The 25,156-nt window shown below is 63.2% G+C and carries 20 protein-coding genes and 3 tRNA genes; 9 read left to right on the top strand and 14 right to left on the bottom strand.

The genetic code is table 11. The annotated features are described in order from the left end of the window. Nucleotides 1-5: 5 nt before the first annotated feature. Together EPO34_04070 and EPO34_04065 are read right to left on the bottom strand one after the other, a co-directional pair. The gene (locus EPO34_04070; GenBank protein TAK04287.1) at nucleotides 6-452 is read right to left on the bottom strand and encodes an MgtC/SapB family protein; all 447 of its coding nucleotides are present in this window, start codon (nucleotides 450-452) and stop codon (nucleotides 6-8) included. 159 nt (nucleotides 453-611) lie between these two features. After that, nucleotides 612-688: transfer RNA gene (locus tag EPO34_04065), tRNA-Ile, on the bottom strand. Nucleotides 689-777: 89 nt separating this feature from the next. Between EPO34_04065 and EPO34_04060 the strand changes: the two genes are divergently transcribed. The 5 genes from EPO34_04060 to EPO34_04040 all read left to right on the top strand — a co-directional run bounded on the left by EPO34_04060 (nucleotide 778) and on the right by EPO34_04040 (nucleotide 3,600). Continuing rightward, on the top strand, nucleotides 778-1,878 hold the full coding sequence (locus EPO34_04060) for a hypothetical protein (GenBank protein TAK04286.1): 1,101 nt from the start codon (nucleotides 778-780) through the stop codon (nucleotides 1,876-1,878). Between the two features lie 50 nt (nucleotides 1,879-1,928). Further along, nucleotides 1,929-2,005 (top strand) — tRNA-Pro (locus EPO34_04055). 100 nt (nucleotides 2,006-2,105) lie between these two features. Next, nucleotides 2,106-2,939: a hypothetical protein gene (locus EPO34_04050; protein TAK04285.1), complete on the top strand. Its 834-nt coding sequence runs from the start codon at nucleotides 2,106-2,108 to the stop codon at nucleotides 2,937-2,939. Nucleotides 2,940-3,006: 67 nt separating this feature from the next. Beyond that, nucleotides 3,007-3,080: transfer RNA gene (locus tag EPO34_04045), tRNA-Gly, on the top strand. A gap of 250 nt (nucleotides 3,081-3,330) precedes the next feature. Continuing rightward, nucleotides 3,331-3,600, top strand: a complete 270-nt coding sequence (locus tag EPO34_04040) for a zinc-binding protein (GenBank protein TAK04284.1) — start codon at nucleotides 3,331-3,333, stop codon at nucleotides 3,598-3,600. Nucleotides 3,601-3,768: 168 nt separating this feature from the next. Here the strand turns inward: EPO34_04040 and alr are convergent, their stop codons facing one another. From alr to EPO34_03985, 11 genes are all read right to left on the bottom strand, one after another. Further along, nucleotides 3,769-4,989 (bottom strand): alanine racemase, encoded by a 1,221-nt coding sequence (alr, locus tag EPO34_04035; protein TAK04283.1) that lies wholly within the window; start codon nucleotides 4,987-4,989, stop codon nucleotides 3,769-3,771. After that, complete coding sequence (gene ruvC, locus EPO34_04030) at nucleotides 4,887-5,363, bottom strand: crossover junction endodeoxyribonuclease RuvC (GenBank protein ID TAK04282.1); 477 nt, start codon at nucleotides 5,361-5,363, stop codon at nucleotides 4,887-4,889. The genes alr and ruvC overlap by 103 nt, the downstream gene beginning before the upstream one ends. Nucleotides 5,364-5,365: 2 nt before the next feature. Next, nucleotides 5,366-5,551: a type II toxin-antitoxin system HicA family toxin gene (locus tag EPO34_04025; protein TAK04281.1), complete on the bottom strand. Its 186-nt coding sequence runs from the start codon at nucleotides 5,549-5,551 to the stop codon at nucleotides 5,366-5,368. Further along, nucleotides 5,548-5,763 (bottom strand): type II toxin-antitoxin system HicB family antitoxin, encoded by a 216-nt coding sequence (locus EPO34_04020; protein TAK04280.1) that lies wholly within the window; start codon nucleotides 5,761-5,763, stop codon nucleotides 5,548-5,550. Before EPO34_04020 ends, EPO34_04025 begins: the two co-directional genes overlap by 4 nt. A 44-nt stretch (nucleotides 5,764-5,807) precedes the next feature. Beyond that, nucleotides 5,808-6,551, bottom strand: coding sequence for an endonuclease/exonuclease/phosphatase family protein (locus EPO34_04015; GenBank protein ID TAK04279.1), 744 nt, complete (start codon nucleotides 6,549-6,551; stop codon nucleotides 5,808-5,810). A gap of 97 nt (nucleotides 6,552-6,648) precedes the next feature. Next, nucleotides 6,649-7,374: a YebC/PmpR family DNA-binding transcriptional regulator gene (locus EPO34_04010; GenBank protein TAK04278.1), complete on the bottom strand. Its 726-nt coding sequence runs from the start codon at nucleotides 7,372-7,374 to the stop codon at nucleotides 6,649-6,651. A 2-nt stretch (nucleotides 7,375-7,376) separates the two neighbouring features. Further along, nucleotides 7,377-8,183, bottom strand: coding sequence for a class I SAM-dependent methyltransferase (locus tag EPO34_04005; protein TAK04277.1), 807 nt, complete (start codon nucleotides 8,181-8,183; stop codon nucleotides 7,377-7,379). After that, complete coding sequence (locus EPO34_04000; protein ID TAK04276.1) at nucleotides 8,164-8,616, bottom strand: type II toxin-antitoxin system death-on-curing family toxin; 453 nt, start codon at nucleotides 8,614-8,616, stop codon at nucleotides 8,164-8,166. The genes EPO34_04005 and EPO34_04000 overlap by 20 nt, the downstream gene beginning before the upstream one ends. 204 nt (nucleotides 8,617-8,820) lie before the next feature. After that, complete coding sequence (gene rpoC, locus EPO34_03995) at nucleotides 8,821-12,750, bottom strand: DNA-directed RNA polymerase subunit beta' (protein ID TAK04275.1); 3,930 nt, start codon at nucleotides 12,748-12,750, stop codon at nucleotides 8,821-8,823. A gap of 39 nt (nucleotides 12,751-12,789) precedes the next feature. After that, nucleotides 12,790-16,047: a DNA-directed RNA polymerase subunit beta gene (gene rpoB, locus EPO34_03990; GenBank protein TAK04318.1), complete on the bottom strand. Its 3,258-nt coding sequence runs from the start codon at nucleotides 16,045-16,047 to the stop codon at nucleotides 12,790-12,792. 458 nt (nucleotides 16,048-16,505) lie between these two features. Continuing rightward, nucleotides 16,506-17,579: a hypothetical protein gene (locus EPO34_03985; protein TAK04274.1), complete on the bottom strand. Its 1,074-nt coding sequence runs from the start codon at nucleotides 17,577-17,579 to the stop codon at nucleotides 16,506-16,508. A 674-nt stretch (nucleotides 17,580-18,253) separates the two neighbouring features. Here EPO34_03985 and EPO34_03980 point away from each other — a divergent pair. The 3 genes from EPO34_03980 to recA all read left to right on the top strand — a co-directional run bounded on the left by EPO34_03980 (nucleotide 18,254) and on the right by recA (nucleotide 22,527). Further along, a complete protein-coding gene (locus tag EPO34_03980; GenBank protein TAK04273.1) occupies nucleotides 18,254-20,521 on the top strand; it encodes a DNA translocase FtsK in 2,268 nt (755 codons plus the stop codon). An 11-nt stretch (nucleotides 20,522-20,532) separates the two neighbouring features. Continuing rightward, nucleotides 20,533-21,243 carry a helix-turn-helix domain-containing protein gene (locus tag EPO34_03975; protein TAK04272.1) on the top strand — a complete coding sequence of 237 codons (711 nt, stop codon included), beginning with the start codon at nucleotides 20,533-20,535 and terminating at the stop codon, nucleotides 21,241-21,243. A gap of 216 nt (nucleotides 21,244-21,459) precedes the next feature. Beyond that, entirely contained in the window at nucleotides 21,460-22,527 is a 1,068-nt protein-coding gene (gene recA / locus EPO34_03970; GenBank protein ID TAK04271.1) for a recombinase RecA, read from the top strand. Between the two features lie 37 nt (nucleotides 22,528-22,564). Here the strand turns inward: recA and EPO34_03965 are convergent, their stop codons facing one another. Next, nucleotides 22,565-23,476: a hypothetical protein gene (locus tag EPO34_03965; protein ID TAK04270.1), complete on the bottom strand. Its 912-nt coding sequence runs from the start codon at nucleotides 23,474-23,476 to the stop codon at nucleotides 22,565-22,567. A gap of 22 nt (nucleotides 23,477-23,498) precedes the next feature. Here EPO34_03965 and EPO34_03960 point away from each other — a divergent pair, with 22 nt between their 5' ends. Next, nucleotides 23,499-24,953 carry a hypothetical protein gene (locus tag EPO34_03960; GenBank protein TAK04269.1) on the top strand — a complete coding sequence of 485 codons (1,455 nt, stop codon included), beginning with the start codon at nucleotides 23,499-23,501 and terminating at the stop codon, nucleotides 24,951-24,953. Nucleotides 24,954-25,156: the final 203 nt, after the last annotated feature.

The following is a 25,156-nucleotide window of genomic DNA, read 5'->3' as shown; positions in this document are numbered from 1 at the left end:
GCTTCTCAATTGTCCTTTCCCCCGTCCTCGGGGAGCTTCACCACGTGCAGGAGGATGAGCGACCCCACGCCGAGCGCCGTCGCCATCACCGCGAGCGGGAACAGCCCGAGACCGACCGCCATCCCCACTCCGGCCACGAGCCAGATGCTCGCCGCGGTCGTGAGCCCTTCCACATGGCCCTTGGCCTGCAGGATGGTTCCGGCGCCGATGAAGCCGATGCCCGGAAGCACCTGGCTCACGACGCGGCTCACGTCCACCGCCGAGGAGGAGTCGGAAAACCTCGCGATCTCGACGGAGACGATGGTCATCACGGCCGTGCCCAGCGCGACCAGGATGTCGGTGCGTACCCCGGCCGGCTTGTGACGGTACTCGCGTTCGAGGCCGATGACGGCTCCGAGCGAGGCGGCCACCACGAGACGGATCAGGATATCGAGGCTGCTGATGTCGGTCATATCCTCCCAGTATACCGCATGTCCTTCGACAAGCTCAGGACATTCTCCTCACGATGGTGGAACACCATGAGCGAACGCAGTGAGTCAGATGGTGGAACACCATGAGCGAACGCAGTGAGTCAGATGGTGGAACACCATGAGCGAACGCAGTGAGTCGAATGGTGGGCGTGCCAAGAGTCGAACTTGGGACCTCGACATTATCAGTGTCGCGCTCTAACCAACTGAGCTACACGCCCGTAATGTGCCGATAGTTTAGGAAATCCGAGCCAAACGGTCAAGCCTGCGGCTACCGCTTGGATGAGAGGTCTGCTATCCTGTCCATCGTATGAATCGACTCTTCCCCGCGCTCGTCACGGCCTCCCTCCTGCTTCCCTTGGCCGCCTCGGCCGCGCAAAGCGACCGGTACGCCGACGCCTTCTCCCAAGTATCAAGGGGCGTACTCTCCCCAGGCAATGCCTTGGGCGGGCCGGACCAAGCGTACGCCGATTTCCTTGAAAAGGACGCCACGCTCACGCTCGACCTGGGTGAAGGCGAGGAAGGGATCGGCGCGCTCACGGTGTACGACGTGCTCCTGGAGTTCGGCGCCCAATACCGGGCGGAATTCCTTGACGCGGAGGGCAACGAGGTCAAAGAGGTGGCGGGGGCGGTCCCGCTCTCGCAAACCAGCTTCGTCGTGCCCTACGACCTCGCGACCCCCTATCGTTTCGTACGGCTCACCAGCACCCGCGAGGAGCGCTGGAAGCTGGACGCGGTCGAGTCCGCGGGGACGGCGGGAACTCCGGCGCAAGACTTGCCGGCGGCGGAAGAACCCGAAACGGCGGGGACGCGCGGACTGCTCGTGAAGCTCCCCGACGACGGGGATCCGACGACGGACATGGACAGCGCCGTATACGCGATCGGCGGCGACGGCATGCGCCATGCGTTCCCGTCGCTTACCGTCTATCGCTCCTGGTACGCGGACTTCTCGGACGTCGCGTTCATCGATCCGGAACATCTCGCCTCCTACCAGCTCGGAAAGAACGTCACCGTCCGCGCGGGCACGTATCTCGTGAAGCTCATGACCGATCCAAAAGTGTACGCCGTGGAACCGGGATCCATCCTGCGCCCCATCGCCTCGGAGGAGGTCGCCCGCGAGCTCTATGGCGCTGACTGGGCCAAACGCGTGATCGACATCCCGGACACGTTCTTCCGCAACTACGTCGTCGGCGCCGAGCTCACCGACGAGGCGCATCCGGACGGAACGTTGGGCTCCCTGCCGTCCGGCGAAGTGGTGTACGTGGACGACGCCGTCACGCGCGCGATCCCGGCCTTCAGTGAGATGCGGTTCCGCGGCGAGTTCGTGGTGACCATTTCGACGCGGCTTGCCAGCACCTATGCCGTCGGCACGGCATTGGGGATCGAACCAGACATCCGGTTCCCGTACTAGACGAGAATCCCTTGCGAAAGCAAGGGATTTTTGTTATCGTTCGCGCACTTCGGGCTGTAGTTCAGTTGGCTAGAACGCCTGCTTTGGGAGCAGGAGGCCGCCGGTTCAAGTCCGGCCAGCCCGACCATTCGACTACCGTTGTCTTTTTTATGAGGTAGTCGAATGCCCTGAGCCTGTCGAAGGGCGGGCGTTGTGTGATATTGAACCGCTCATGGTCTTCGACCCATATGAAATTCCTGATCATCATCCTTTCGACCCTTTCCGCCATTTCTCCCCTTCCCGCCTCCGCCCACGACGACGCGCTGCGGCCTGGCACGGATGACTACCTTCGCCAGGAGCTCGGACTCACGGACGAACAGCTCGCGGTCGGCATGCCTACGGAGGATCGCGAGCCTTTCGAATCCGTCACGGGCGAGGCGTTCATCGACGATCCGCTCGGGGACGTGCTTGACCGCGTCGGACGCACTACCACCGTGCAACAGCCCTGGGGCGACATCGGGCACGCGTCCATCGAGCGCAAAGAGGGGGACGGGGTATGGGAAATCGAGGTGACGCTCGGAGGCGACCTGCCCGTGAAGCCATCCGGAAGGGCGGTCTTCCACGCGTACGCCGATGCGGACGGCGTTCCCGACAACAATGCGCCCAACGAGGGGGTGCGCGGGGGCATGGATGCGGAATTCACGCTCGAGCACAACCCGGACAACGGCTGGTACACGGACTTCCGCTGGTACAATCCGGAACCCACCGCGCAGACTTGGGGGATCAACAAGGAGACGGCGATGCGTTTCCGCATCAAGGGCAGCGTGATCACCCTCTCCATCCCCTTCTCGGAAGTCCCGGCCAAGGAACCCGCCTGGCGCCTGGTGATGGGCGTTTCCGACGGGAGCCGCACCGAGATCGACGTAGCGCCCGGCATCGGGTTCCCGCCAGCCAAAGGCACGGCACGGCCCTGGTACCGGCCGCTCATAGCCTGGTATGAATCCGCCAAGCCGGCCGATATCATCCTCGGAGCCGCCCTCTTGCTCTCTACGGCCTATCTGGCCTGGAAACGACGCAAATGACCGACGAAACGGCCCTGGACAAACGGGGTCGTTTCTGCTATACTGATGGCCATTGGAGCTTCAAAATGCGGGCGTAGTTTAGTGGTCAAACGACTCTCTTCCAAGGAGTAGTCACGGGTTCGATTCCCGTCGCCCGCTCCAGCCGGCGCTCCTGTCGGAGCTATGGCTGGGAGCCCCAGTCGTAGCGCCTCGGCGCGAAGGCTGGCGCGGCCAGTGCCACTAACAATGCCAGCCGAAGCTCCCGCAGGAGCGAAGGTTGGCGGTTCGAGGAGTGTCCAAACATCGATTGGGCAATCCCTGGATCGTCAGGATCCTGCATTAAAAAGATCATACGCTGACGGAACCCGGCACGTATGAGTTTAACCGGAGACTCGAGTCTCCAAGTCAGCGTATGGCAGACATCACGATTACTTGTAAGGATTGCGGCAAGGAGTTCGTCTTCTCCGACCGCGACCAGGCCTTCTTCGCGGAGAAGGGGTGGCAGAACCAGCCCACCCGCTGCCGCGATTGCGCCAAGGCCAAGCGCAACACCATGGATGCGCCCCGCCAGATGTACCCGGCCGTGTGCGCCGTGTGCGGCCAGAACTGCGAAGTGCCGTTCGAGCCCCGTGGCGACCGCCCGGTGAAGTGCCTCACCTGCTTCCGCGCCGAAAAGGCGTAAAGCAGCAGACGTAAAACCGCCCTCACGGGCGGTTTTCGTTTACCAGCCTCGAGATGGGAGGTTAAACCTCCAAGGTTGAACCTCCCATCGAAGCGGCCGTGAGCGCGAGAGCCAAGGCATCCGCGGCGTCGTCGAGTTTCAGTTGGATCGAAGTCATGTTGCGGGCTGTTAAGGCAGACGGGGGATGCTGGGGTTGATTCTCGTCACCATCTCATAGTTGATGGTCCCCGCATGAGCCGCGACTTCCTCGATAGAGAGGTTTTGCGCTCCATCCTTGCCGATCAACGTGACCGTGTCGCCGAGACGGACTTGTGGGACGTCCGTTACGTCGATGATGGTCGTGTTCATCATGACACGTCCGAGAACCGGAACGCGCTTACCGCGAACGAGCACGACGCCACGACCTGAAAGCGAACGCGGATACCCATCGTAATACCCGATGGGAAGCACGGCTATGCGAGAATTCCTTTTAAGGCGATGGGCACGATCGTAAGAGATGGAGTTGCCCTTCGGCAACGACTTTAGATCAACGATGCGCGTCCGCCAGACAAGGGCGGGTGTGAGCGAAAGTCCGCACTTCTTCCCGAGGGCTGCCGTCTCCTTAGAAGGCCAAAGGCCGTACGTCCCTAGACCGAACCGGCACAAGCCGAACCGATATCCGTCCGGCATGAGCGAACCGGCCGTCCCAGCAGCGTGAACGAGTGGGTGGATGCCGGCTTCCGCGAGCGCACGCTCCCATGTCCGAAAGATGCCGACCTGGCGCCTGGTGTAGCCGTCGAACATCCGGCTTTCGGCCCCGGAGAAATGCGTCATCAATCCTTTGGGGATAACCGCCTTCGATCGGTTGAGCAGGCCGACCGCCACCGGCATATCCTCGAGGGGAATTCCGTCCCGGCCCAAACCGGTTTCCACGTTCAGATGTACCGACAACGGCGGCTTCGGACGCAAGCGGGCAAGCGCCTTCAACGTCGAGATGCTTGCCACGCAGACGTCGACACGGGCAGCAGACGCTCGCTGAGCCTCAGCAGCATCGAACGGTTCAAGAGCCAGGACCGGCAATCGGATGCTGGCTGCACGCAACGCCAATGCCTCGTCGATGGTAAAGACGGCAAGCATGTCCGCGCCGGCGCGTACGGCCGCACGCGCGATCGGAATCATCCCATGCCCGTACGCATTTCCCTTCACGACAACCATCGCTTTCGCCGGCGCGGCGACGCGTTTCAACGCCCCAATATTCCGTCCGATGGCTTTCAGGTCGACTTCAACCCATGTGCGGAATACTCCTTTCATACGCGCATCGCGGCGGCTGTAATCGCGAGCGCTAGCGCATCGGCCGCGTCGTCGAGCTTGGGACCTTTCTTCATCGCCAGGATCTCTTTGACCATCCATTGCATCGCCTTCTTGTCGGCCCGGCCGTTGCCCGTGAGCGCGGACTTGGCCTGCGAGGGCGTCATCTCGAACACGGGCAACTTGTGCCGGGCCGCCGTCAGCATGATGACCCCGCGCGCCTCGGCCACCTGCATGGCCGTCTTCACGTTCTTGGTGAAGTACAGCTTCTCCACGGCCAGGCGATCGGGCTTGTGCGTACGGATGAGCTCATCGAGGTCGTCGGCGAGCTGGACCAGACGATCCCCGAACGCGTCATCCGCCGAGGTGCTCACGATGCCGTAATCGAGCACGGTCGTCTTCCCGTTCGCGACCCGCAGGCACCCGAACCCCATACGGCCGTATCCTGGGTCTATTCCTAGGATGATGCGGGGCATATTCACGGCAAACCGATTCCGAGATCCTTGCAGATCTTCTTCGCAAGGTAGTCGTCAATCTCGGTATGCCGCGGGACGGTCGAAAATCGGTTCGTCGATGGATTCAAAAAAAGGCTATGCCTGCCCCCTTCGCGGACAAAGACACAGCCGTTTTTCCGAAGGTGAGCCAACAGGTCGCGGAGTTTCACACGGCGACGCGAATGGATTCGCGGACGGCGCGGCCGCGCGGGCGGTCGCGTTCGAGCATGAGCCGATTCGCATCGACCACCATCGAGAGGGCGTCTTTCAGGTTCTCCTTCGCCTCCTTCATGGTCTTCCCTTGGGTATTCACCCCGGGGATTTCCTCGACCCATCCCAGGTACCAATCCCCATGCTTTTGATATACGGCGGTACATTGCATACATCTACACGTTATCGGCTCATCGTGTGGCTGTCAAAACGATGTCAAACCTCGAACTCCAACATGAGCGGCGCATGGTCGGACACCTCGTCCGGCAGCACGCGGAAATTCTTTACCTTGATTCCTTTCGAAACAAGGATGTAATCCGCGAACTTCCCTGGCTTCGTGTATAGGCTCGTACGCGTGCTCGTGACGCCATATTCCTTCACGAGGTTCCGCAACCCGGCCGCTTCGATGATGGCCATGCTCTCCGTGTCTGGTTCCAAGTTGAAATCCCCGCAGAGGACGATTTCTCCCTTCAAAAATTTCAAGGCTTCGACGATCTTGCGTGACTGCTCGAGCCGGTCCGACGAATCTCCTTTCCCCTGGCCATTCCAAAGCCCGTGGAAGTTGATGACGGAAAATGTCTTCCCGCCCATCTCGCACGTGATGACCTGTAGATGACGCGCACGATGCCCGATATCCCCTTCTGGTTCGAAACCTTTGTGGAGGTGTACGAACCGTTCCTCGGCCTTCATGACGGGAACGGACGTCCGGACGAACGCCCCGAGACCGAAGAAGTCGCGGAAATGCGGATGGAAATATCCCGTGTGGTCAGGGAGGATGTCGGCGAACTTCCCGAACAGTTCCGGGTCCTCGTCGACGAACGGGAACTTCCCCGTGCCCTCATGGTCCACTTCCTGCAGACAAAGGAAATCCGTTGCAGCGCCTTCACGACGGACGAAATCAAGCAGCAGGTCGCGCATCCTCTCCTTCCCTCCCCAACAATTGAGCGTGATCAATCTCATAATATTTTGTTTTGCGAGGAGGCCTCAGCCGACGAAGCAATCTCCCGGGAGGTTGCTTCGTCGCTTGGACGGCACGCTCCTCGCAAAGACAGTTATTTTACCCTTCATTCGTGTACACCGCCTCCACATCATCATGGTCATCAAGGATCTCTAGGAGCTTATCGAGCTGTTCCTTCGCGGCAGCATCTTCGACCGCCACCGATGTCTTCGGCACATACCCGATACGCACATCATCGGCCTTGAGGGCCTGCGCCTCGATGGCAGCAGCGACCTTCGCGAGGTCGTTCGGCGCACTCAACACGAGACAGGCGTCGGCGTCCCATTGGATGTCGCTTGCGCCAGCCTCGATAAGCGTAAGCTCGAACACGTCGCGGTCCTTCACGCCCGTCGCGTCACCGACGGTGACCATTCCCTTCCGGTCGAACATCCAGGCGACGGATCCAGACGCCCCGACGTTCCCGCCGTTCTTGCTCGCGAGCGTCTTCACCTCAGCGACCGTCCGATTGCGATTGTCCGTGACGCACACGATCATGAGCGCGACGCCCGCTGGACCGAACCCTTCGTAGATGACTTCCTCCAGGACGGCTCCTTCGCCCCCGCCCGTCCCACGATCGATGGCGCGCTGGATGTTATCGTTCGGCATGTTCACGGCCTTCGCCGCATCCACGGCCATGCGCAGCTTGAAGTTGAACGAGGCATCTCCCCCGCCCTCCTTTGCCGCCATCGTGATGTTCTTCGCCAGCTTCGAAAAAACGCCCGCGCGCTTGGCGTCGGCCTTGCCTTTCTTGAGCTGGATGTTGTGCCAGTGGGAATGGCGGGCCATATCTACACTCCGATGAAAATCTTTTTCGAAAAATTCAGAGAAACGCTATCTCCGGCTTTCACAAATTTTAACCGTTTTTTCAGTGGCGTGGGCAAGAGCTTCTCGATGTAGGCATTCAACGCCAACAGCTTGCTGCGGTCACCACCGAACTCCTCCTCCAAGCGGAGACGTGAAGCAAATCGATAGGTAAATGAGTGGGGAGCCTTCACCTTAGCGAATCCAGCATCGTGGTACATCGTCAGGATCTCATCCGACGTCGGGAAGTAGCGCATTTTGGCCAGTTGCTTGTAGCCCGCCAACAAATCCTTCTTTCGGATGATGTCCGAAAGGATTTTCTGGTTCGATCGATTGAACGCGAGATCCCAAATGATTAGCTTTCCGCCAGCACGAATGATCCGCCTCATTTCTCGGAAGAGCCGTAATTGCTGTTTCCGCGCCACCTCATGAAGACCCATCTTGACCACAATCGTATCAAAGAAGCCGTCGGGGTACGGCGTACGGAGCATCGAACCCACGACCATCCGTTCCTTCTTCATCCATGGAAGGAAACGACGAGCGCGTTTCATTTGAACACGACTCTCCTCCAGTAGATATTGATCGACTTCTAGATGTTTGGAGCGGGCGTATGCGTGAAGCGATTTACTCACTGAACCGTAGCCCGCCGCCGCATCCAGGATGCGCTCGCCATTCTTCGGTGCGATAGCCTGATTCAACTTCAAGAACTGAATCGGACGAATCGAATGGATGCGCTCGTATTCAACGATCCGCTTATCGGCATCTTTCATATCGTCATTGAGCGTCCGTTTCATTCGCGATGAACTCCGAGAATAGCCGCTTCAGGACGTTCACGGCTGTTTCTGGCGATGCCTCATCCTCCGCTACATGTCGCGTGAGCTCGTAAAGATTACGCGCGGCGATCTTAAGGTTGTGCCCATTTCCGAAGATAAATAAATACGTGCAAATGACGGCGCTGCGTTTGTTACCATCGACCAGACGATGATTCTTCGTAATGCGATGGAACAGTCGCGCGGATGCCGAGACGATGTCGTGGTCAGGATGCAACTGATTCACCTCAAAGCAGTCGCGCATCTCCGCCGCCCATTCCTCGTCAACGAATGGGAGTAGGCCTTGCAGTTCCCCTCCTTCGCTTTTCTCCAGCAACCGTCCCCATTCCAAAATCGCTTCAGACGACGGATAAAACAGCTCGCTATTCTTCGGCGAGCTGTTTGATGACGGATCCATAACGTTTCACGAAGTCGTCAGCCCCTTTCTTCAACCGCTTCTCCTCATAAGCGTCGCGCTTGCGACCTGCCGATGGTCGCTTCTTCCCGAATTTTTCCAACAGTTTGCGAACCATATGGATGAGGTTGAGGCAGAACAGGCCTTCTGTCAAATCATGGACAGTATAGCAAAACCTCCCCATCACGGGGAGGTTTTGTCTTGCGACTAGGCGACGTCCTCTTCGCGCTTGGGCTCGGGCACCACGCGGGTGTTCACGAGCTGGCTTTCGGCGCCGAAGCCGGTGCCGGCCGGGATGAGGCGGCCGATGATCACGTTCTCCTTGAGGCCGGCGAGCGTGTCCACCTTGCCGGTGACGGCCGCGTTGATGAGCACGCGGGCGGTCTCTTGGAAGGACGCGGCGGAGAGCCACGAGTCCGTGGAGAGCGAGATCTTGGTGATGCCCAGGAACAGGTCCTCGGCGGTCGCCTCTTTCTCCCCCTTGCCCACCAGGTCGTTGGCGTCGAGGAAGGTGGCGCGCTCGATGGTCTCGCCGGGGAGCAGGTCGGTGTCGCCCGGATCGATGACGCGCACGCGGGAGAACAGCTGCTTGATGATGATCTCGATATGCTTGTTGTTGAGCTTCTGGCCCTGGGAAGCGTAGATGAACTGCGTCTCCTTGGACAGGTACTTCATCACCGCGTCCTTGCCCTTGTGCTTGAACAGGAGCTGGAGGTCGAGGTTGCCATCGGTGAGCGGGGCGCCAGCCTCGATCTCGTCGCCATCCTTCACGTACAAGGTGAAGCCGGGCGGGATGATGTACTCGCGCACCTTCTCGGCCTCGTACAGCACCGTGACGGCGTCTTTCCCGAGCTTGGCGACGCCATCCACGTCGCTCGTGATCTCGCCTTCGTCACCCACGGCGAGCAGCTGGCCCACCTTCACCTTGGCCCCTTCCTTTACCTTCACGACAGCGTCCTTCGTGAACTCGAACTCCTTCTCCTCCACGGAGAGGTGCGCGATCTGCACGGTCTTCTGTCCCGGGCGCATGTCCACGATCTGCTTTCCCGTGCCGGCCTGCACGATCTCGCGCGCCGCGGTCTCGATGGTGACCTTGCCGCTCACTTCGGCCATCACCGCCTTCTGCTTGGGGCTTCGCGCCTCGAACAGCTCTTCCACGCGCGGGAGGCCCTGCGTGATGTCCTTGCCGGCCACGCCGCCGGTGTGGAAGGTGCGCATCGTGAGCTGGGTGCCGGGCTCGCCGATCGACTGGGCCGCGACGATGCCCACGGCCGTGCCGAGCTTCACCAGCTTGTTGTAGGCGAGGTCGTAGCCGTAGCACTTCTGGCACACGCCGCGACGCTCGCGGCAGGTCATCACGGAGCGCACGTGCGCGCTCTCAAGCGGCTCCTTGGCCGCCTCGAGCTCGCGGATGTGGTCCTCGGTGATGAGCTCGTCGGCGCCGACGAGCGTCTTGCGCCCGCCGGGCTTCACGATGGGCGACATGGCGAACCGGCCGAGGATGCGCACCAAGAGCGGCTCGCCGATCTCGTCGGACTCGGCCTTGGTGAGCGTCACGCCCTGGTCGTCGCCGCAGTCCTCGTCGCGCACCACCACGTCCTGGGCGACGTCCACGAGACGGCGGGTGAGGTACCCGGCGTTGGCGGTACGCAGCGCGGTGTCGGTAAGACCCTTGCGCACGCCGTGGGAGGAGATGAAGAACTCCAGCACGTCATAGCCGTCCTTGAAGGAGGACTTCACGGGCAGCTCGATGATCTCGCCGCTCGGGTTGGCCACCAGCCCCTTCATGCCGATGGTCTGCGTCATCTGGCCCCAGGTGCCGCGCGCGCCCGACTCGATCATGGTGTAGGCCGAGTTGTTCTTGGGAAGCGCCTTCTTGGCGATTTCCGCGATGCGGTCCTTGATCTCGTTCCACACCTTCACCACCTGCTGGTGGCGCTCGGCGGACGTGAGCAGGCCCTGCGCGAAGAAGTCTTCCACCTCGCGCACGCGGCGGGAACCTTCGTCGATGAGCGCGGCCTTGCCCGGGAGCTCGGGGAGGTTGCCCATGCCGTAGGAGTAGCCGGACTTGGTGATGTAGCTGAACCCCATCTCCTTGAGCCGGTCGAGCAGGTCGGCGGCCTCCTGAGAGCCGTGGAGCTCGAGCGCGTATTTCACCACGTTCGCCAGCTCCTTCTTGCCCATCGTCTGGTTCATGAACGGGATGTCCTTGGGGAAGCGCTCGTTCACGAGGATGCGGCCGATGGTGGTGAGCACGAGCCCTTCTTCCATGCGCACCCGGATCCAGTCGTTGAGCTTGATGGCCCCGGCCTGGTACGCATACGTGGCGTCGAGCGCGCAGGCGAACGCCTTGGCCTTCTTCTCGTCGGGCTCGTCGAAGGTCATGGTCATGTAAAACGCGCCCCAGGCGATGTCCTTGCCGGGCGTCGCCACCGGGCCGCCGTGGGCGGGCTTCAGCAGGTTCTTGGTGGAAAGCATGAGCTCGCGCGCCTCGCGCTTGGCCTCGTCGGTGAGCGGCACGTGCACGGCCATCTGGTCGCCATCGAAGTCGGCGTTGTACGCCTCGCACACGAGCGGATGGATCTGGATCGCCTTCCCTTCGATGAGGGTGGGGCGGAACGCCTGGATGCCCAGGCGGTGGAGGGTGGGAGCGCGGTTCAAGAGCACGAAGGCGTCCTTGATGATCTCTTCCAGGATGTCCCAGGTCTCGCCGCGGCCGCCTTCGATGAAGCGGTTGGCCGAACGGATGTTGTGCACGTACTCGCGCTGGATGAGCTTGGCGATCACGAACGGCTTGAACAGCTCGAGCGCCATCTTCTTGGGGATGCCGCACTGGTCGAGCCGCAAGTGCGGGCCCACCACGATCACGGAGCGGCCGGAGTAGTCGATGCGTTTCCCGAGCAGGTTCTGGCGGAACCGGCCCTGCTTGCCCTTCAGCTGGTCGGCGAGCGATTTCAGCTGGCGCTTCTTGCCGGTCGCCGCGATCACGGTCTTCGAGTGCCGCGCGCTGTTATCGATGAGCGCGTCCACCGCTTCCTGGAGCATGCGCTTCTCGTTGCGCGAGATGACCTCCGGGGCGTTGAGCTCCTTGAGGCGCTTCAGGCGGTTGTTGCGGTTGATGACGCGGCGGTACAGGTCGTTGAGGTCGGACGTCGCGAAGCGGCCGCCGTCCAAGGGCACCATCGGGCGCAGGTCCGGAGGAATCACCGGGAGCGCGTCGAGGATCATCCACGACGCCTTGAGGTCGTTGGCGGAGAGCGACTTCAAGAGCTTGAGGCGGCGCATGAGGCGGTCGCGCTTGGCGGCGCTGGCGTCCTCGAGCTCGGCCTCGATCAGCTCCATGGTCTTCCCCATGTTGAAGCGCGAGAGCATCTCCTTCACGGCCTCGGCGCCGATGGCGGCCTCGAAGATGTGGCCGTACTTGAGGGAGTAGTCGTGATAGGTCTGCTCGGAGATGATGGACATGGGCTTCAGGTCCTTCAGCTCCGCCTCCACCTCCTCGAAATCCTCCTCAAGCTCGGCCTCCTTGCCCGAACGGATCTCCTCGAGGTGCTTCAGTTCCGCGGCGACCTTCTTCTCGTCGCCGGCGAACTTCTCCGCGAGGCGCCCGGCATCGCGCTTGAACTCGCCCTCGATCATCTTCTGCTTGCTCTTGTACTCCTGCTTCACCTGCTCGGACATCTGCGCGCGCGCCTCCTCGTTGACGTCGGTCACGATGAACGAGGCGAAGTAGATCACCTTCTCAAGCGCCTGCACGGACAGGTCGAGCACCGTGCCGATCTTGCTTGGCACCCCGCGCAGGAACCAGATGTGGCTGATGGGCGCGGCGAGCTCGATGTGGCCCATGCGCTCGCGTCGGACGATGGAGTGCGTGACCTCCACCCCGCACTTGTCGCACACGATCCCCTTGTAGCGGATCTTCTTGTACTTGCCGCAGTAGCATTCGAAGTCCTTGGCCGGCCCGAAGATCTCTTCGGCGAACAGTCCGCTCTTCTCCGGCTTCTGGGTGCGGTAGTTGATCGTCTCGGGCTTGAGCACCTCGCCGTGGCTCCAGCCGCGGATGACTTCCGGGGAGGCCACGCGCAGGCGGATGGCGTCGAAGTCCGTGATCTTCAGCGTGTCTTGGCGTTGAAACATATTGGAGTTGGTAGGGGGTAGGTGGTAGTCGGTAGGAAACTAGGCGGAAGCCTTCTTTTCGGAACCGACGTCCATCTTGTGACCGTCCTTCATGAGCTCGACGTCCAGGCACAGCCCCTTCAGCTCGCGGATGAGCACGTTGAAGGATTCCGGGATGTTCACCTTGCGGATCGCCTCGCCCTTGATGATGGACTCGTACGCCTTGGAGCGGCCCGGCACGTCGTCGGACTTGATGGTGAGGATCTCCTGCAGGGTGTGCGCCGCGCCGTAGGCCTCAAGCGCCCAGACTTCCATTTCGCCGAAGCGCTGGCCGCCGAACTGCGCCTTGCCGCCGAGCGGCTGCTGGGTGATGAGCGAGTACGGGCCGATGGAGCGCTGGTGGATCTTGTCCTCCACCATGTGGTGGAGCTTGAGGATGTACATGTAGCCCACGGTGACCGGGTTCTCGAACGCCTCTCCGGTGCGGCCGTCGTAGAGCGTGACCTGGCCGTCCTCCCGGAACCCGGCCGCCTTGAGCTCGGCGCGGATGGACGCCTCGCTGACCCCGTTCAATACCGGCGTCGCGACGTGATAGCCGAGCGCGTTTGCCGCGAGCCCCAAGTGCACCTCGAGGATCTGGCCCAGGTTCATGCGGGACACGACGCCCAGCGGGGTGAGGATGACGTCGGCCGGAGTGCCGTCAGGCAAGAACGGCATGTCCGCGACCGGGACGATCTTGGACACCACGCCCTTGTTGCCGTGGCGGCCGGCCATCTTGTCGCCCACCTGGATCTTGCGCAGGTCGGCCACGGACACCTGGATCTGCCTGATGACGCCCGGGGGCAGCTTGTCGCCGGCCTCGCGGGAGAACACCTGGATGCCCACCACCTTGCCGTGCTCGCCATGCTCCAAGGTGAGCGAGGAGTCGCGCACGTCGCGGGCCTTCTCGCCGAAGATGGCGCGCAGGAGCTTCTCCTCGGCGGAGAGCTCGCTCTCGCCCTTGGGGGTGATCTTCCCCACCAGGATGTCGCCGCTCTTCACCTCCGCACCGATGCGGATCACCCCTTCGGCGTCGAGGTTCTTGAGCTTCTCCTCGGACACGTTCGGGATGTCGGAGGTGATCACCTCGGGGCCGAGCTTGGTATCGCGCAGGTCGATGGTGTAGTTCTCGATGTGCACGCTCGTGAAACGGTCGTCGTGCACGAGGCGCTCGCTCATGATGACGGCGTCCTCGTAGTTGTAGCCGCCCCAGGCCATGAAGGCCACGAGCACGTTCTGGCCGAGCGCGAGCTCGCCATGGTCCACCGAGCTCGAGTCCGCGATGAGGTCCCCGTTCTTCACTTTCTGCCCGAGGTCGACCGACGGGCGCTGGGTGATGCCGGTGGAGTTGTTGGAGCGCAGGAACTTCTTGAGCTCGTAGTCGAAGACGTTGTCCTTCTTGTCGGTCACCTGGATGCGGTTGCCGTCCACCCGCGTGACGGTCCCGTCCGCCTCGGCAAGGACCACGTGGCCGGAATCCTTGGCGGAACGGTGCTCCACGCCCGTGCCGATGATGGGGGCTTCGGGGCGCACGCACGGCACGGCCTGGCGTTGCATGTTGGTGCCCATGAGCGCGCGCGTGGCGTCGTCGTGCTCGAGGAACGGGATGAGCGCGGTGCCGATCGAGACGATCTGGGTGGAGGAGACGTCCATGTAGTCCACTTCCCCGTTGTGCACCACTTTCGGCTCGTTGAACTTGCGGGCGCCCACGTAGGCGTCCTTGAAGGTGCCGTCCTCGTTGAGCGGCGTGGTCGCGGGCACGGTGACCGAACGCTCTTCCTTGAAGGCGTTGATGTATTCGATCTCGCCGGTCACCTTGGCGACGGTCGTGCCGTCCTTTTGCGTATGCTTCACCACCTTGCGGTACGGCGTCTCGATGAACCCGTAGTCGTTGATGACGGCGTACGAGGAGAGCTGGCCGATCAGGCCGATGTTGGGGCCTTCCGGGGTGCCGATCGGGCAGATGCGGCCGTAGTGGGACGGATGCACGTCGCGCACCTCGAACCCGGCGCGCTCGCGGGTGAGCCCGCCCGGGCCCATCGCGGAAAGGCGGCGCTTGTGCTCGAGCTCGGAGAGCGGATTGGTCTGGTCCATGAACTGCGACAGCTGCGAGGACATGAAGAACTCGCGCACCGCGCCGATCACCGGCCGGGCGTTGATGAGGCGGCCCGGGGAAAGCGTCTCGATGTCCTGGGTGGACATGCGGTCCTTGATGATGCGCTCCATGCGCGCGAGGCCCACGCGGAACCGGCTCTGGATGAGCTCGCCCACGGCGCGCACGCGGCGGTTCCCGAGGTGGTCCACGTCATCGGCGTCCTCCTGGGCGATGTTGAGGCGGATGATCTCCTTGATGATGGCCGCCAGGTCCTCCTTCTTGAGGATGCGGTTCTCCTCCGGGGCCACGTCCGCCTCCTCGGTGGACAGGTTGAAGCGCAGGTTGAACTTGTAGCGGCCCACGCGCCCGAGGTCGTATCGGTCGAAATTGAAGAACATCGAGTGGATGAGGGACTTGGCGTTGTCCGCCGTGGCGCGGTCGCCCGGGCGGATGCGCTTGTACACCTCGATGTGCCCTTCCTCCTCGCTCTTGGCCGCGTCCTTGTTGATGGTGGCCTCGATGTAACGGTTGGTGGGGTGCGTGTCGACGTCGGCGAACATGGCGAGGATCTCCTCGTCGCTTACCACGCCGAAGGCGCGCAGGAGGCTCGTGACCGCCACCTTGCGCTTGCGGTCGATCTTCACCCAGATGACGTTCTTCGGGTCCGTCTCGAACTCGAGCCAGGCGCCGCGGTTGGGGATGATCTTCGCGCCGTAGTAGCGGCGGCCGCGGTACGCCTCGGCCGTGAAGAAGGCGCCGGCGGAACGCACGAGCTGGGAAACGACCACGCGCTCCACCCCGTTGATGATGAACGTCCCGCGCGGGGTCATGAGCGGCAGGTCGCCGAGGTAGATCTCCTGCTCCTTCACCGTCTGGTTGCGCTTGTTCAGGAGGCGCGTCTTCACGCGCAACGGCGCCTCATACGTGACGTTCTTGAGGCGGGAGGTCTTCTCGTCGAACTTGGGCTCGTCCAAGTAGTAGTCGTCGAAGAACAGCTCAAGGTCGCGGCCGATGAAATCCTTGATCGGGCTCACCTCGCCGAACAGCTCGCGGATGCCGGTCTCGAAGAACCAGCGGTAGCTGCGGCGCTGCACCTCGATGAGGTCCGGGAGCTCCATGGCGTCGGCGACGGCCCCGAACGTCTTGCGGACGCGTGTCGTTGGCGCGGTACGGCGGAAGGTCATCATACGGTTTGGTCAAAAAAACAAAACGCACCGAAGGAAATTCGGTGGTTCATTGGTTGGTTACAAGGGATGCGGACATCAGGAAAAGGGTTAGCTTTTCGCTTCGTTCCGCGTATCCCGGTAGACCGTTCGGCAAGAGACGGAGAGACGCTGGCGGGAGGATACCAGTGGGCCTGAAAAGGGTCAAGTCGCCTGTCAAAGGCTGCGAGTGGAAGCCACGGTTTTCGAAGAGCCGGACGCGTGCCTGCCAAACGCCGAGGAGAGAGATTTTGCCCCGCCTTGCGACGGAACGAAGCGCTTGCGGCAATCACCCGACGGAACCGTACTCCCCTTCGCAGCCTGCGAAAGACGACTGGGGAAACCGTATCGGATTTTTTGAAAAGAATCAAGGGGTTTGGGTGTGCGGGGCCGGAGAGACGTACTCTCTCCGGCCCCGCGAGCTCCCGTTCAGCCTGTGCCTACGGAACCATGCTGAACAGCATGGTCTCGTCAGCGGCGGCCGCTTCGACGCAGTACGCCTTGTAGACCTCCCACCCGCTGGCGGAGCCGTCCTCGCTCCAGCGCACCTGTTTCAGGCGCATGGTCGGATTCGTCTCCATGAGGAGCATCGGTGAGCGGTACGCCTTCTGCGACGTAGCGAGCATCTCCTGCAGGTCGATGACCTTCTCCTCGGCCATCGCGAGCACCTCGGCGACGACGTCGATCTCCTTGAGGAGGATCGATGGCGCCGACGCGTGGCTCGTGCCCCCCGTGACCATGGGGAGCGGTGCCTTGCGCAGGGGCTTGGGGAACATCTCCCCTTCCTGTTCAGGCCCCGCGAGGCGGATCACCTCGGCCGGGTCCTGGGCGGGCGCCCAACGCTTCTTGCCGCCGACGAACGCCACGGAGCCGACGAGATGTTCGGGGCAGGCCCACTTCGCGATCTCGGCCTGCTCCTTCGCCTTCGCCGCGGCCTTGCGCGTGAGCGCCTTCTCCTCCTTCTTGCGCTTGCGGACGTCGGCCCACATCGCTTTCAGGCGTGCCTTCTCAAGGGCTTCCCACTGCCGCTTGGCCTGCGCGGGCGTGAGCACCGCCGTCCCGATCAGGACCGACGGACGATCCGTCCACTTCTTCGGCGGCTTCGGCTTCGATGGCGCCGATGCCGCAGCCGCCGCCTTCTTCCGGTGGCAGACGAGCTCGTCGCGTCGACGGCCTCCTCTGCCGCCTGGCGGCTTCTGACGGATCTCCTGCGCAGGCCGATCGCTCGGCTTGGCGCTGAGCGCTGACGGCCGCGTGGCCCCGCGCGGCGGCCGGGCCTCGGAAGGCCGCGGCGGCTTGCGGCGCTTGGCCGTGGAAACGGGGGCATCGCCGAAGAGCGCTTCGGTGAGCGGGTCGACCTTGGGGGGGTCGGCCTGGACCATGGTCCATGACGCCCCGTCAGGGTATTTCGCGAAGGCACACGCGCGGCAGAGCACTTCGCCCCGCACGCGCATGAGCCGCGGCATCCGTCCGACGTTCATCCCGCTGCCGGGATGGACGACATCGTCATCCATCGCGACCGGGGAGGCCCGGAGCGAACACTTCCAACACACGCTATCCAACAGCTTCATTGGGTGACCTCTGATCGAATTGTGGGCCCTCCTTCGTCCACCTCCATCCATGTGGGACTTCGGCGGACTACGGCGGGCGGGGGAACGAGTGGCCGATCCGACGGATCGACCCTGGGCTTTCACGGTACCGTTTCCGTTATTTCCCAGCCCATGGCCCCGGCGCGCCGGAAGGGACAAGGGTCGGGAAATCGGTCGCAATCATACTCCTGGGACGAACGGGTGTCGAGGAATGAAAAACCCATCGTCGGAGGCCGAAGAGTCCGCCCAGTGGCCGGCCGCAGCCGGCATGTTCGGCAGATGGGAACCAGCCGGTGCGGAAACAGCCGGAGCCGTTGCCGCATCGAGGCGCCATCCACGCCCGTTCTCCGTATACAAGCTACGGACAACGGGAGTTTCATGTCTTCGTCCTCCGACGATGGGTTCTTGGAAAGGACTTGGGTATTCCTGGATGAAAAAACCCGTTCTTGCCGGAGAGGATTTACTACAAATCACCAGCAAAAACGGGGCTTCTCTCCCCTCACGGCTCTCTCCAGACCCATGAGGGACGACCTTGGATTGTGAACGTGGGACTTTAGCAGAAAAAATCGAAATCGTCAAGATGGGCATGGTTTGGTAAAATGCCGCCATCTATGGCCAGAAGACGTAAGCGCCGGCAGCAAGAGGAGGAGGAAGGCCGTTTCGAGCTCGACCCCGACACGAGGCGTGGCATCGTAGCCGTGGGGCTGTTCGCCGCCTCCGCGCTCATGTTCCTGTCGTTTTTCCATATCGCCGGCTCCCTCGGCGGCTGGGTGGACGGAGGGCTCTCCGCCCTGTTCGGCTGGGACCGGTTCCTTGTGCCGGTCATCCTCATCATCATCGGGGCGACCCTGATCTTTCCGGAACGCGGGACCTTCTCCGGATGGAACTACCTGGGGCTCTTGTGTTTTTTCCTTTCCTTCAACACGCTGCTCAACCTCATCCTGGTGAACCGGCCGGAACCGTTCACCGCCGACCTGTCCGCGGCCGGCGGATGGCTGGGACAGTTCCTCGGCCTCGCGCTCCCGGCCGCCATCGGATACTGGGGGAGCCTCATCGTGTCCTCTTCCCTGCTCGTGATCGCCGTCCTGCTCGCGTTCAACACCTCGCTGCGACGGCTCGCGGGGGCGCATGAGCATCTCCTGGGATGGTTTGGCGCTCGGCTCCATCGGGAGACGCTCGCGCCGCGGGACGTGGAGATCGAGGAGGGGCTTGGGGAGCAGGAGGAGCTTGAGGAGCAGGAAGAGGAGCTCGACGAGGAAGACGAGGAGGGGTCCGAGAAGAAGCCGGCAAAACCCGTCACGATGCCGCCGGGCGAGAAGGCCCTCCTCATCAAGGAACGCCGCGAAGTGATCATCCCGCTCGACCTGCTCGAGAAACGCGCGGGCAAGGCGGATGCGGGCGACATCGAACGGAAGATCGAGATCATCCAAAAGACGTTCGTCCAATTCGGCATCGACGTGGAGATGGGCGAGACGAGCGTGGGCCCCACGGTCACCCAGTTCACGCTCCGGCCGGCCCAGGGGGTGAAGCTCGCGCGCATCGTCGGGCTCACGAACGACCTGGCGCTCGCGCTCGCCGCCCACCCGATCCGCATCGAAGCGCCCATCCCGGGCAAGGCGCTGGTGGGCATCGAGGTGCCCAACCAGACCGTGGCCACGGTCTCGCTGCGGGAACTCCTGGAAAGCCGCCCGTTCCAGGCCCGCGCCTCCAACCTCGCGCTCCCGCTCGGGAAGGACGTGTCCGGCAACGTCTCGGTGGTCGCGCTCGACAAGATGCCGCACATGCTGGTGGCCGGCGCCACGGGCTCGGGCAAGTCGGTCGCGCTCAACACCTTCATCATCTCGCTCTTGTACGAGAACGGGCCGGACGACCTCAAGCTCATCCTCGTGGACCCCAAGCGCGTCGAGATGGGGATCTACGAAGGGATCCCGCACCTGCTGGTCCCGCCCATCACCAAGGGCGAGGACACCGTGAACGCGCTCAAGTGGACCGTGCGCGAGATGGACCGCCGCCTCGACGTGCTCGCGAAGTTCGGCGCGCGCGACATCGCTTCCTTCAACGCCAGGACGGAGGAGAAGATGCCCAAGGTCGTGGTGATCATCGACGAGCTGGCCGACCTCATGCAGACCAGCGGCCGCGAGGTGGAAGCGCTCGTGGTGCGCATCGCCCAGATGGCGCGCGCCGTGGGCATCCACCTCCTGCTCGCCACCCAGCGGCCGAGCGTGGACGTGATCACCGGGCTCATCAAGGCCAACGTCCCGGCGCGCGTGGCCTTCGCCGTGGCCTCCCAGATGGACTCGCGCACCATCCTCGACGCCTCCGGGGCCGAGAAGCTGCTCGGGCGCGGCGACATGCTGTTCACCTGCGCCGAACTGTCCAAGCCCAGGCGCCTGCAGGGGGCGTACGTGTCCGAAGACGAGTGCGCCAGGGTGGTGGCGTTCCTCAAGAAACAGGGGGTCCCGGATTACAACATGGCGATCACGAAGCCCGCCCCGGGCGGAGGAAGCGCCTTCGACGGCGAGGGCGACGACGACCCGCTGCTCGACGACGCGGTCGCGGTGGTCCTGCAATCCGGAAAGGCGTCCACCTCCCTGCTGCAACGCCGGCTCAAGGTGGGCTACGGCCGGGCGGCCCGCATCATGGACCTCATGGAAGAACGCGGGGTGATCGGCGCGGGCGAAGGGGCCAAGCCGCGGGAAATCCTGATCGACGAATGGCCCCCGGGCGGGGAGGTCGAGACGGAGCTTGAGAAGGCGGACGCGGAGGAACCTTCCGAAGAGGAAAGCGATGAAGACGGAGGGGAGGAAGACGGGGACGGCACAACGGTTGTAGAAGAGGGGGAAGAGGAGCAGAATAAGAAGGAGTAGCCGATCGGGGCATGAGTTTCGTCATCCGAAAACTCAATGAGAACGGGACCGTTGGGGCCACCTTGCACGCGATGCGCAAGGCGGTTGGCTGGACGCTGTCCGAACTCGCCGCGAAGACCAAGATCCCGAAGACGGTCCTTGACGCGATCGAGAAAGACGCCCACGACAAGCTCCCTGCCCCGCTCTACGCCCGCCAATACCTCAAGGTGTACGCCAAAGCGCTCGGCGGCGACCCGGAATACTTCCTGCACCGCTTCGATGCCGAACGCGGCACCTGCGATTTCCTCGGCGCCACCCGGCTTCCCATCGGCCGCACCAGCGCGAGGCAGCTCTTCGTGGGAAGCCGTCTCCTCAAGGCGGCAGGGTTCGCGGCGGTGGCGCTCGCCTTATGCGGCTACCTCGGCCTCGAAGTCCGCCGGATCGTGTCGGCCCCGGACATCGCCCTCTCCTCGCCCTCGGACGGATTCACCACCGATGAGGCGAGCGTGCGCGTTTCGGGCGAGGCCGATCCGGACGCCAAGGTGCTGGTGAACGGGGTGCACATGCTCCTGCAAGACGACGGGACGTTCGCGACCGACGTGATGCTCGAGCGCGGGCTGAACGTCATAACCGTAGAGGGGGCCAAGCGGTATTCCAAGACCGCTTCGCTCTACCGCCGCGTGATCCTGGACCAAGAAGGCGAAAAGACGGCAGATGCCGTACGAGAAGAACCGAGGATCTAAGGGCCAAGGACCAACGGAGACGTGAAAGATTAAAAGGAAAAAGACGAAGGCTTTAAAAGCCTTTATTTTTACATCCTTTAATCCTTTCACGTCGTCTTTGGTCCTTTCAAAGCCTTTCGGCCTTGGTCCTTTTTTCCGCTTGCGCGCCCCTACCCGTCTGCTAGGCTACTAGCCGTTCCCTACCCACTACCACCTACCCCCTACCCCCTCCCCCTTATGGCCAAACACATCACCGAAGACGTCTCCGCCGATGCCCGGTCCAAGGCCGCGATGGAGGCCGTGAGCCAGATCAAGCAGAAGTTCGGCGAAGGATCGATCATGCGGCTGGGGGAGGCGAAGACGATGGAGGTGGAGGCCGTCTCCACCGGCTGCCTCTCGCTCGACCTCGCCCTGGGAGTCGGCGGCGTGCCGCGCGGGCGCATCATCGAGATCTACGGGCCGGAGTCCTCGGGCAAGACCACGCTCGCCCAGCACATCGTCGCCGAGGTGCAGAAGATCGGCGGGCTCGCGGCCTACGTGGACGCCGAACACGCGCTCGACCCGGAGTACGCGCAGAAGATCGGCGTGAACATCGACGACCTGTTCATCTCCCAGCCGGACAACGGCGAGCAGGCGCTCGAGATCGTGGAGACCTTGGTGCGAAGCAACGCCGTGGACGTGATCGTGATCGACTCCGTGGCCGCGCTCACCCCGAAGGCGGAAATCGAGGGTGACATGGGCGACTCCCACATGGGCCTCCAGGCCCGGCTCATGAGCCAGGCCTTGCGCAAGCTCGCCGGCATCATCAGCAAGTCCAAGACCACCGTGATCTTCATCAACCAGATCCGCATGAAGATCGGGGTGATGTTCGGCAACCCGGAGACCACCACCGGCGGCAACGCGCTCAAGTTCTACGCCTCCGTGCGCGTCGAGATCCGCCGCAGCGCGCAGATCAAGCAGGCGGAGAAGATCATCGGCAACCGCACCAAGGTGAAGATCGTGAAGAACAAGGTGGCTCCCCCGTTCCGCACCTGCGAGTTCGACATCATGTACAACGAAGGGATCTCCATCGCCGGCGACCTGCTCGACCTGGGCGTCCCTTGCGGCGCGGTGCAGAAAAGCGGCAACAGCTACGCCTTCGGCGAGGAGAAGCTGGGCCTCGGCCGCGAAAACGCCAAGGCGTACCTGCGCGAGCATCCCAAGGTGATGAAGGCGATCCGAAAGGAAATCGAGAAGCGGGTGAAGGACGGCGTGCTCGAGGGGAGCAAGGACGAGGACGTCCCTCCGCCGCCGACGGCGGAATGAGACACGGACCAAAGCCGGCCCGCAGGGGCCGGCTTTGCTACTCAACGCCGATCGCGCACAACACCTCTCCCTTACGCATGCGCATCGTTTCCTTCCACCACAGCGGGACGCCGGTCGCCGGAGAGCGCAGCGGGCGGGCCTTTCCGTCGACGGAGACGGCATGGCCAAGCAGGTCTCCCTTTCTCAGGGTCCCTGACAGGGGGACCGGACGCCAGAGGCCGTCCGCGGGAGCCGAAAGATAGGACAGGCGCCTGAAGGTCCTTGGCGTCAGGGGTCGGGGATCGGGGGTCGGGGTGCGCGACAGGCCCAGGATCGCCATGATCCCCTCCGCGACGCAGAGGTGCCGTGCGATCGCCTCGGGATCGCGCCTCCCCCGCTCCCCGGATTCGGACAGGACATACGCGCACCCGACCTCGGCAAGGCGGGACGGCTTGGAGCCGCGCGCGGCCTTCTCGCGGACAAACCGTTCGCAAGGGAGCTTGGCAAGGCATGCGGCCGTGAACGCGTCGGCCGCGGCCGCTCCCGTCTCCCAGGTCCACACGAACGGACGCAGCCGTTCGGCGAACGCCCCGTCGTGCAGATCCAGCCACGCGTCGGCCTGAAGCGCATAGGTCCGGGCCAACCAGTCAACGAGTCGCTCCGTCGGCGTCCCTGTCGCCTTTCCTGGAAAAAACGCTTTCGGGAGCCGTCCGTCCAGGGGATTCGCGCTCGTCTCGCTTTCGAACCCAGGAACGTTTACGATAGGGATCACCGTGACGCGACCTTGGATTTCCTCCGTGTCCAGGCGTTGGGCCAGGGCATAGGCGGCTTCGATGCCGGCGTATTCGTCCCCGTCCATGCCGGCGGTCACCAGGAAACGTTTTCCCGTGCCCGAACCGAACTCGGAAACGGGAATGCGCGCCTTGGCGGCCCCGAGGTCGACGCGGACAAGACGGAACGGCGAACCCATAACGAGCCCATCCTAACATGGCATGACCACGCGCGGGGAAGCACAGGCGGACGAGACGCTCAATGACCTCCAGGCCGACCTCGAGGAGCGTTTCTCGCTCATGTCGGACCTGAGGGACCGTCTCAAGGAGTTCGATGGGCGCATGGAGGGCGCGGCGCTTGCCCAGGCATGCGGACTCCTGTCGAGCGAACTCGAGCCGGCGCTTGCGGGCCGTCCGCGGTGGACGCAAGACGACATCCCGCGCCTGCGCGAACTCAAGGCGACCGCGCACGACCGCCTTCGCTCGCTCTATGGCCGGTTCGCCGGCGCGCGAGCCGCGCCCGACTGGCAGTCGCCGTCGTTCATGCACGCGCGGCGCTCACAGGCAGGACTGCAGGAGGGACGCATCCGCGGCACGGTCAACGATTACAAGCGCGACCACCACATGGACGCCGCCGCGTACGAGCGCGCGTTCGTGAAGGCCTACGTGGACGGCTCGGCGCTCGTCCCCGTAACCGCGTATGCCACCGTAAGCGGGATGGCGGCGCTTTCCACCGTGGTGATGGCGCTCATGATGCGCGGCACGCTCGCGTGCGGCCCGATCCTCGTTGGGCGGCGATCCTATTTCGAGAACCGCACGCTGCTTAAGGGGCTGTTCCCTGGCCGCATCGTGGAAGCGGACGAGATGGATGCCGTCGGAGTCGTCGCGCGCGCCAAGGCGATCCAGCCGCATGCCGTGTTTCTCGACACGCTGTGCAACGCGCCAGACCTGCCGCTCCCAGACCTCAAAACGCTCGTACCCGGGCTCTGCCGCGCCCTGCCCAAAGACGCCTGTCTCGTGCTCGACAACAGCGCGCTGGGCCCCGCATGCCAACCGCTCAGGGTGTTTCCCGTGCTCGGGCACGCGAAACTGCTCGTCCTAGAGAGCCTGAACAAGTACCACGAGCACGGGTTCGACCGGGTCACGGGCGGCATCGTGTGGGGACCGATCGGCAGCACGAGGAGATTGTGGTCGGCCCGCATGCACGGCGGCACCGTGCTCCCCGACGCGTCTGTCCATGCGCTCCCCCGACCTGACCGACCGCGACTCCTCAAGCGGCTCGCCCGCATCGAACGAAACGCGCTCATCCTCGCCCGAGCGCTCGAGGACGCGCCATCTTCCGCGCGGACCGTCGTCTACCCAGGACTCCCCTCCTACCCAGGACGCGCTTGGACGAACGGCCTGCCATTTTGCGGCGGAAACCTTACGGTCACGTTCCGCGACCTGGGATCGACCGTGAAGCTCGCCCGCCGGTTCCTCTCCCGCGCCATCGCCGGAGCCAAGCAAGAAGGACTCGACCTCACGGCCGGCACCAGCTTCGGCTTCGACGTGACGCGCGTCTATCTCACCGCTCTCCACGCCGTGGAAGGGACTCCGCCGTTCTTGCGCATCAGTGCCGGCACCGAAACGCGGCAGGAGATCGAGGCGCTTGCGCGCGTCTTCAACGATGCGTTCTAACTCCAACGCCCGGTGTTGGCCAGAAGCGAAAACCGACCCTCAGAGGTCGGTTTTCTTGGTCCCGGGCCGCGGCTACGCCAACCGAAACTCCGCAGAGCGAAGGTTGGTGGACCTCGCGGGAGTCGAACCGACACGTCAGTGTCATCCTGAGCAGAGCGAAGGACCTCGAGATCCTTGGTCGTTGAGACTCCTCAGGACGACAC

The sequence above is a fragment of the Patescibacteria group bacterium genome, from assembly GCA_004297215.1.
In the GTDB taxonomy this organism is placed as follows: domain Bacteria; phylum Patescibacteriota; class Patescibacteriia; order UBA9934; family GWF2-40-263; genus 2-01-FULL-63-20.
Note: the sequence above shows the minus strand (reverse complement) of the source record. Positions and strands in the feature narration are given on the sequence as shown.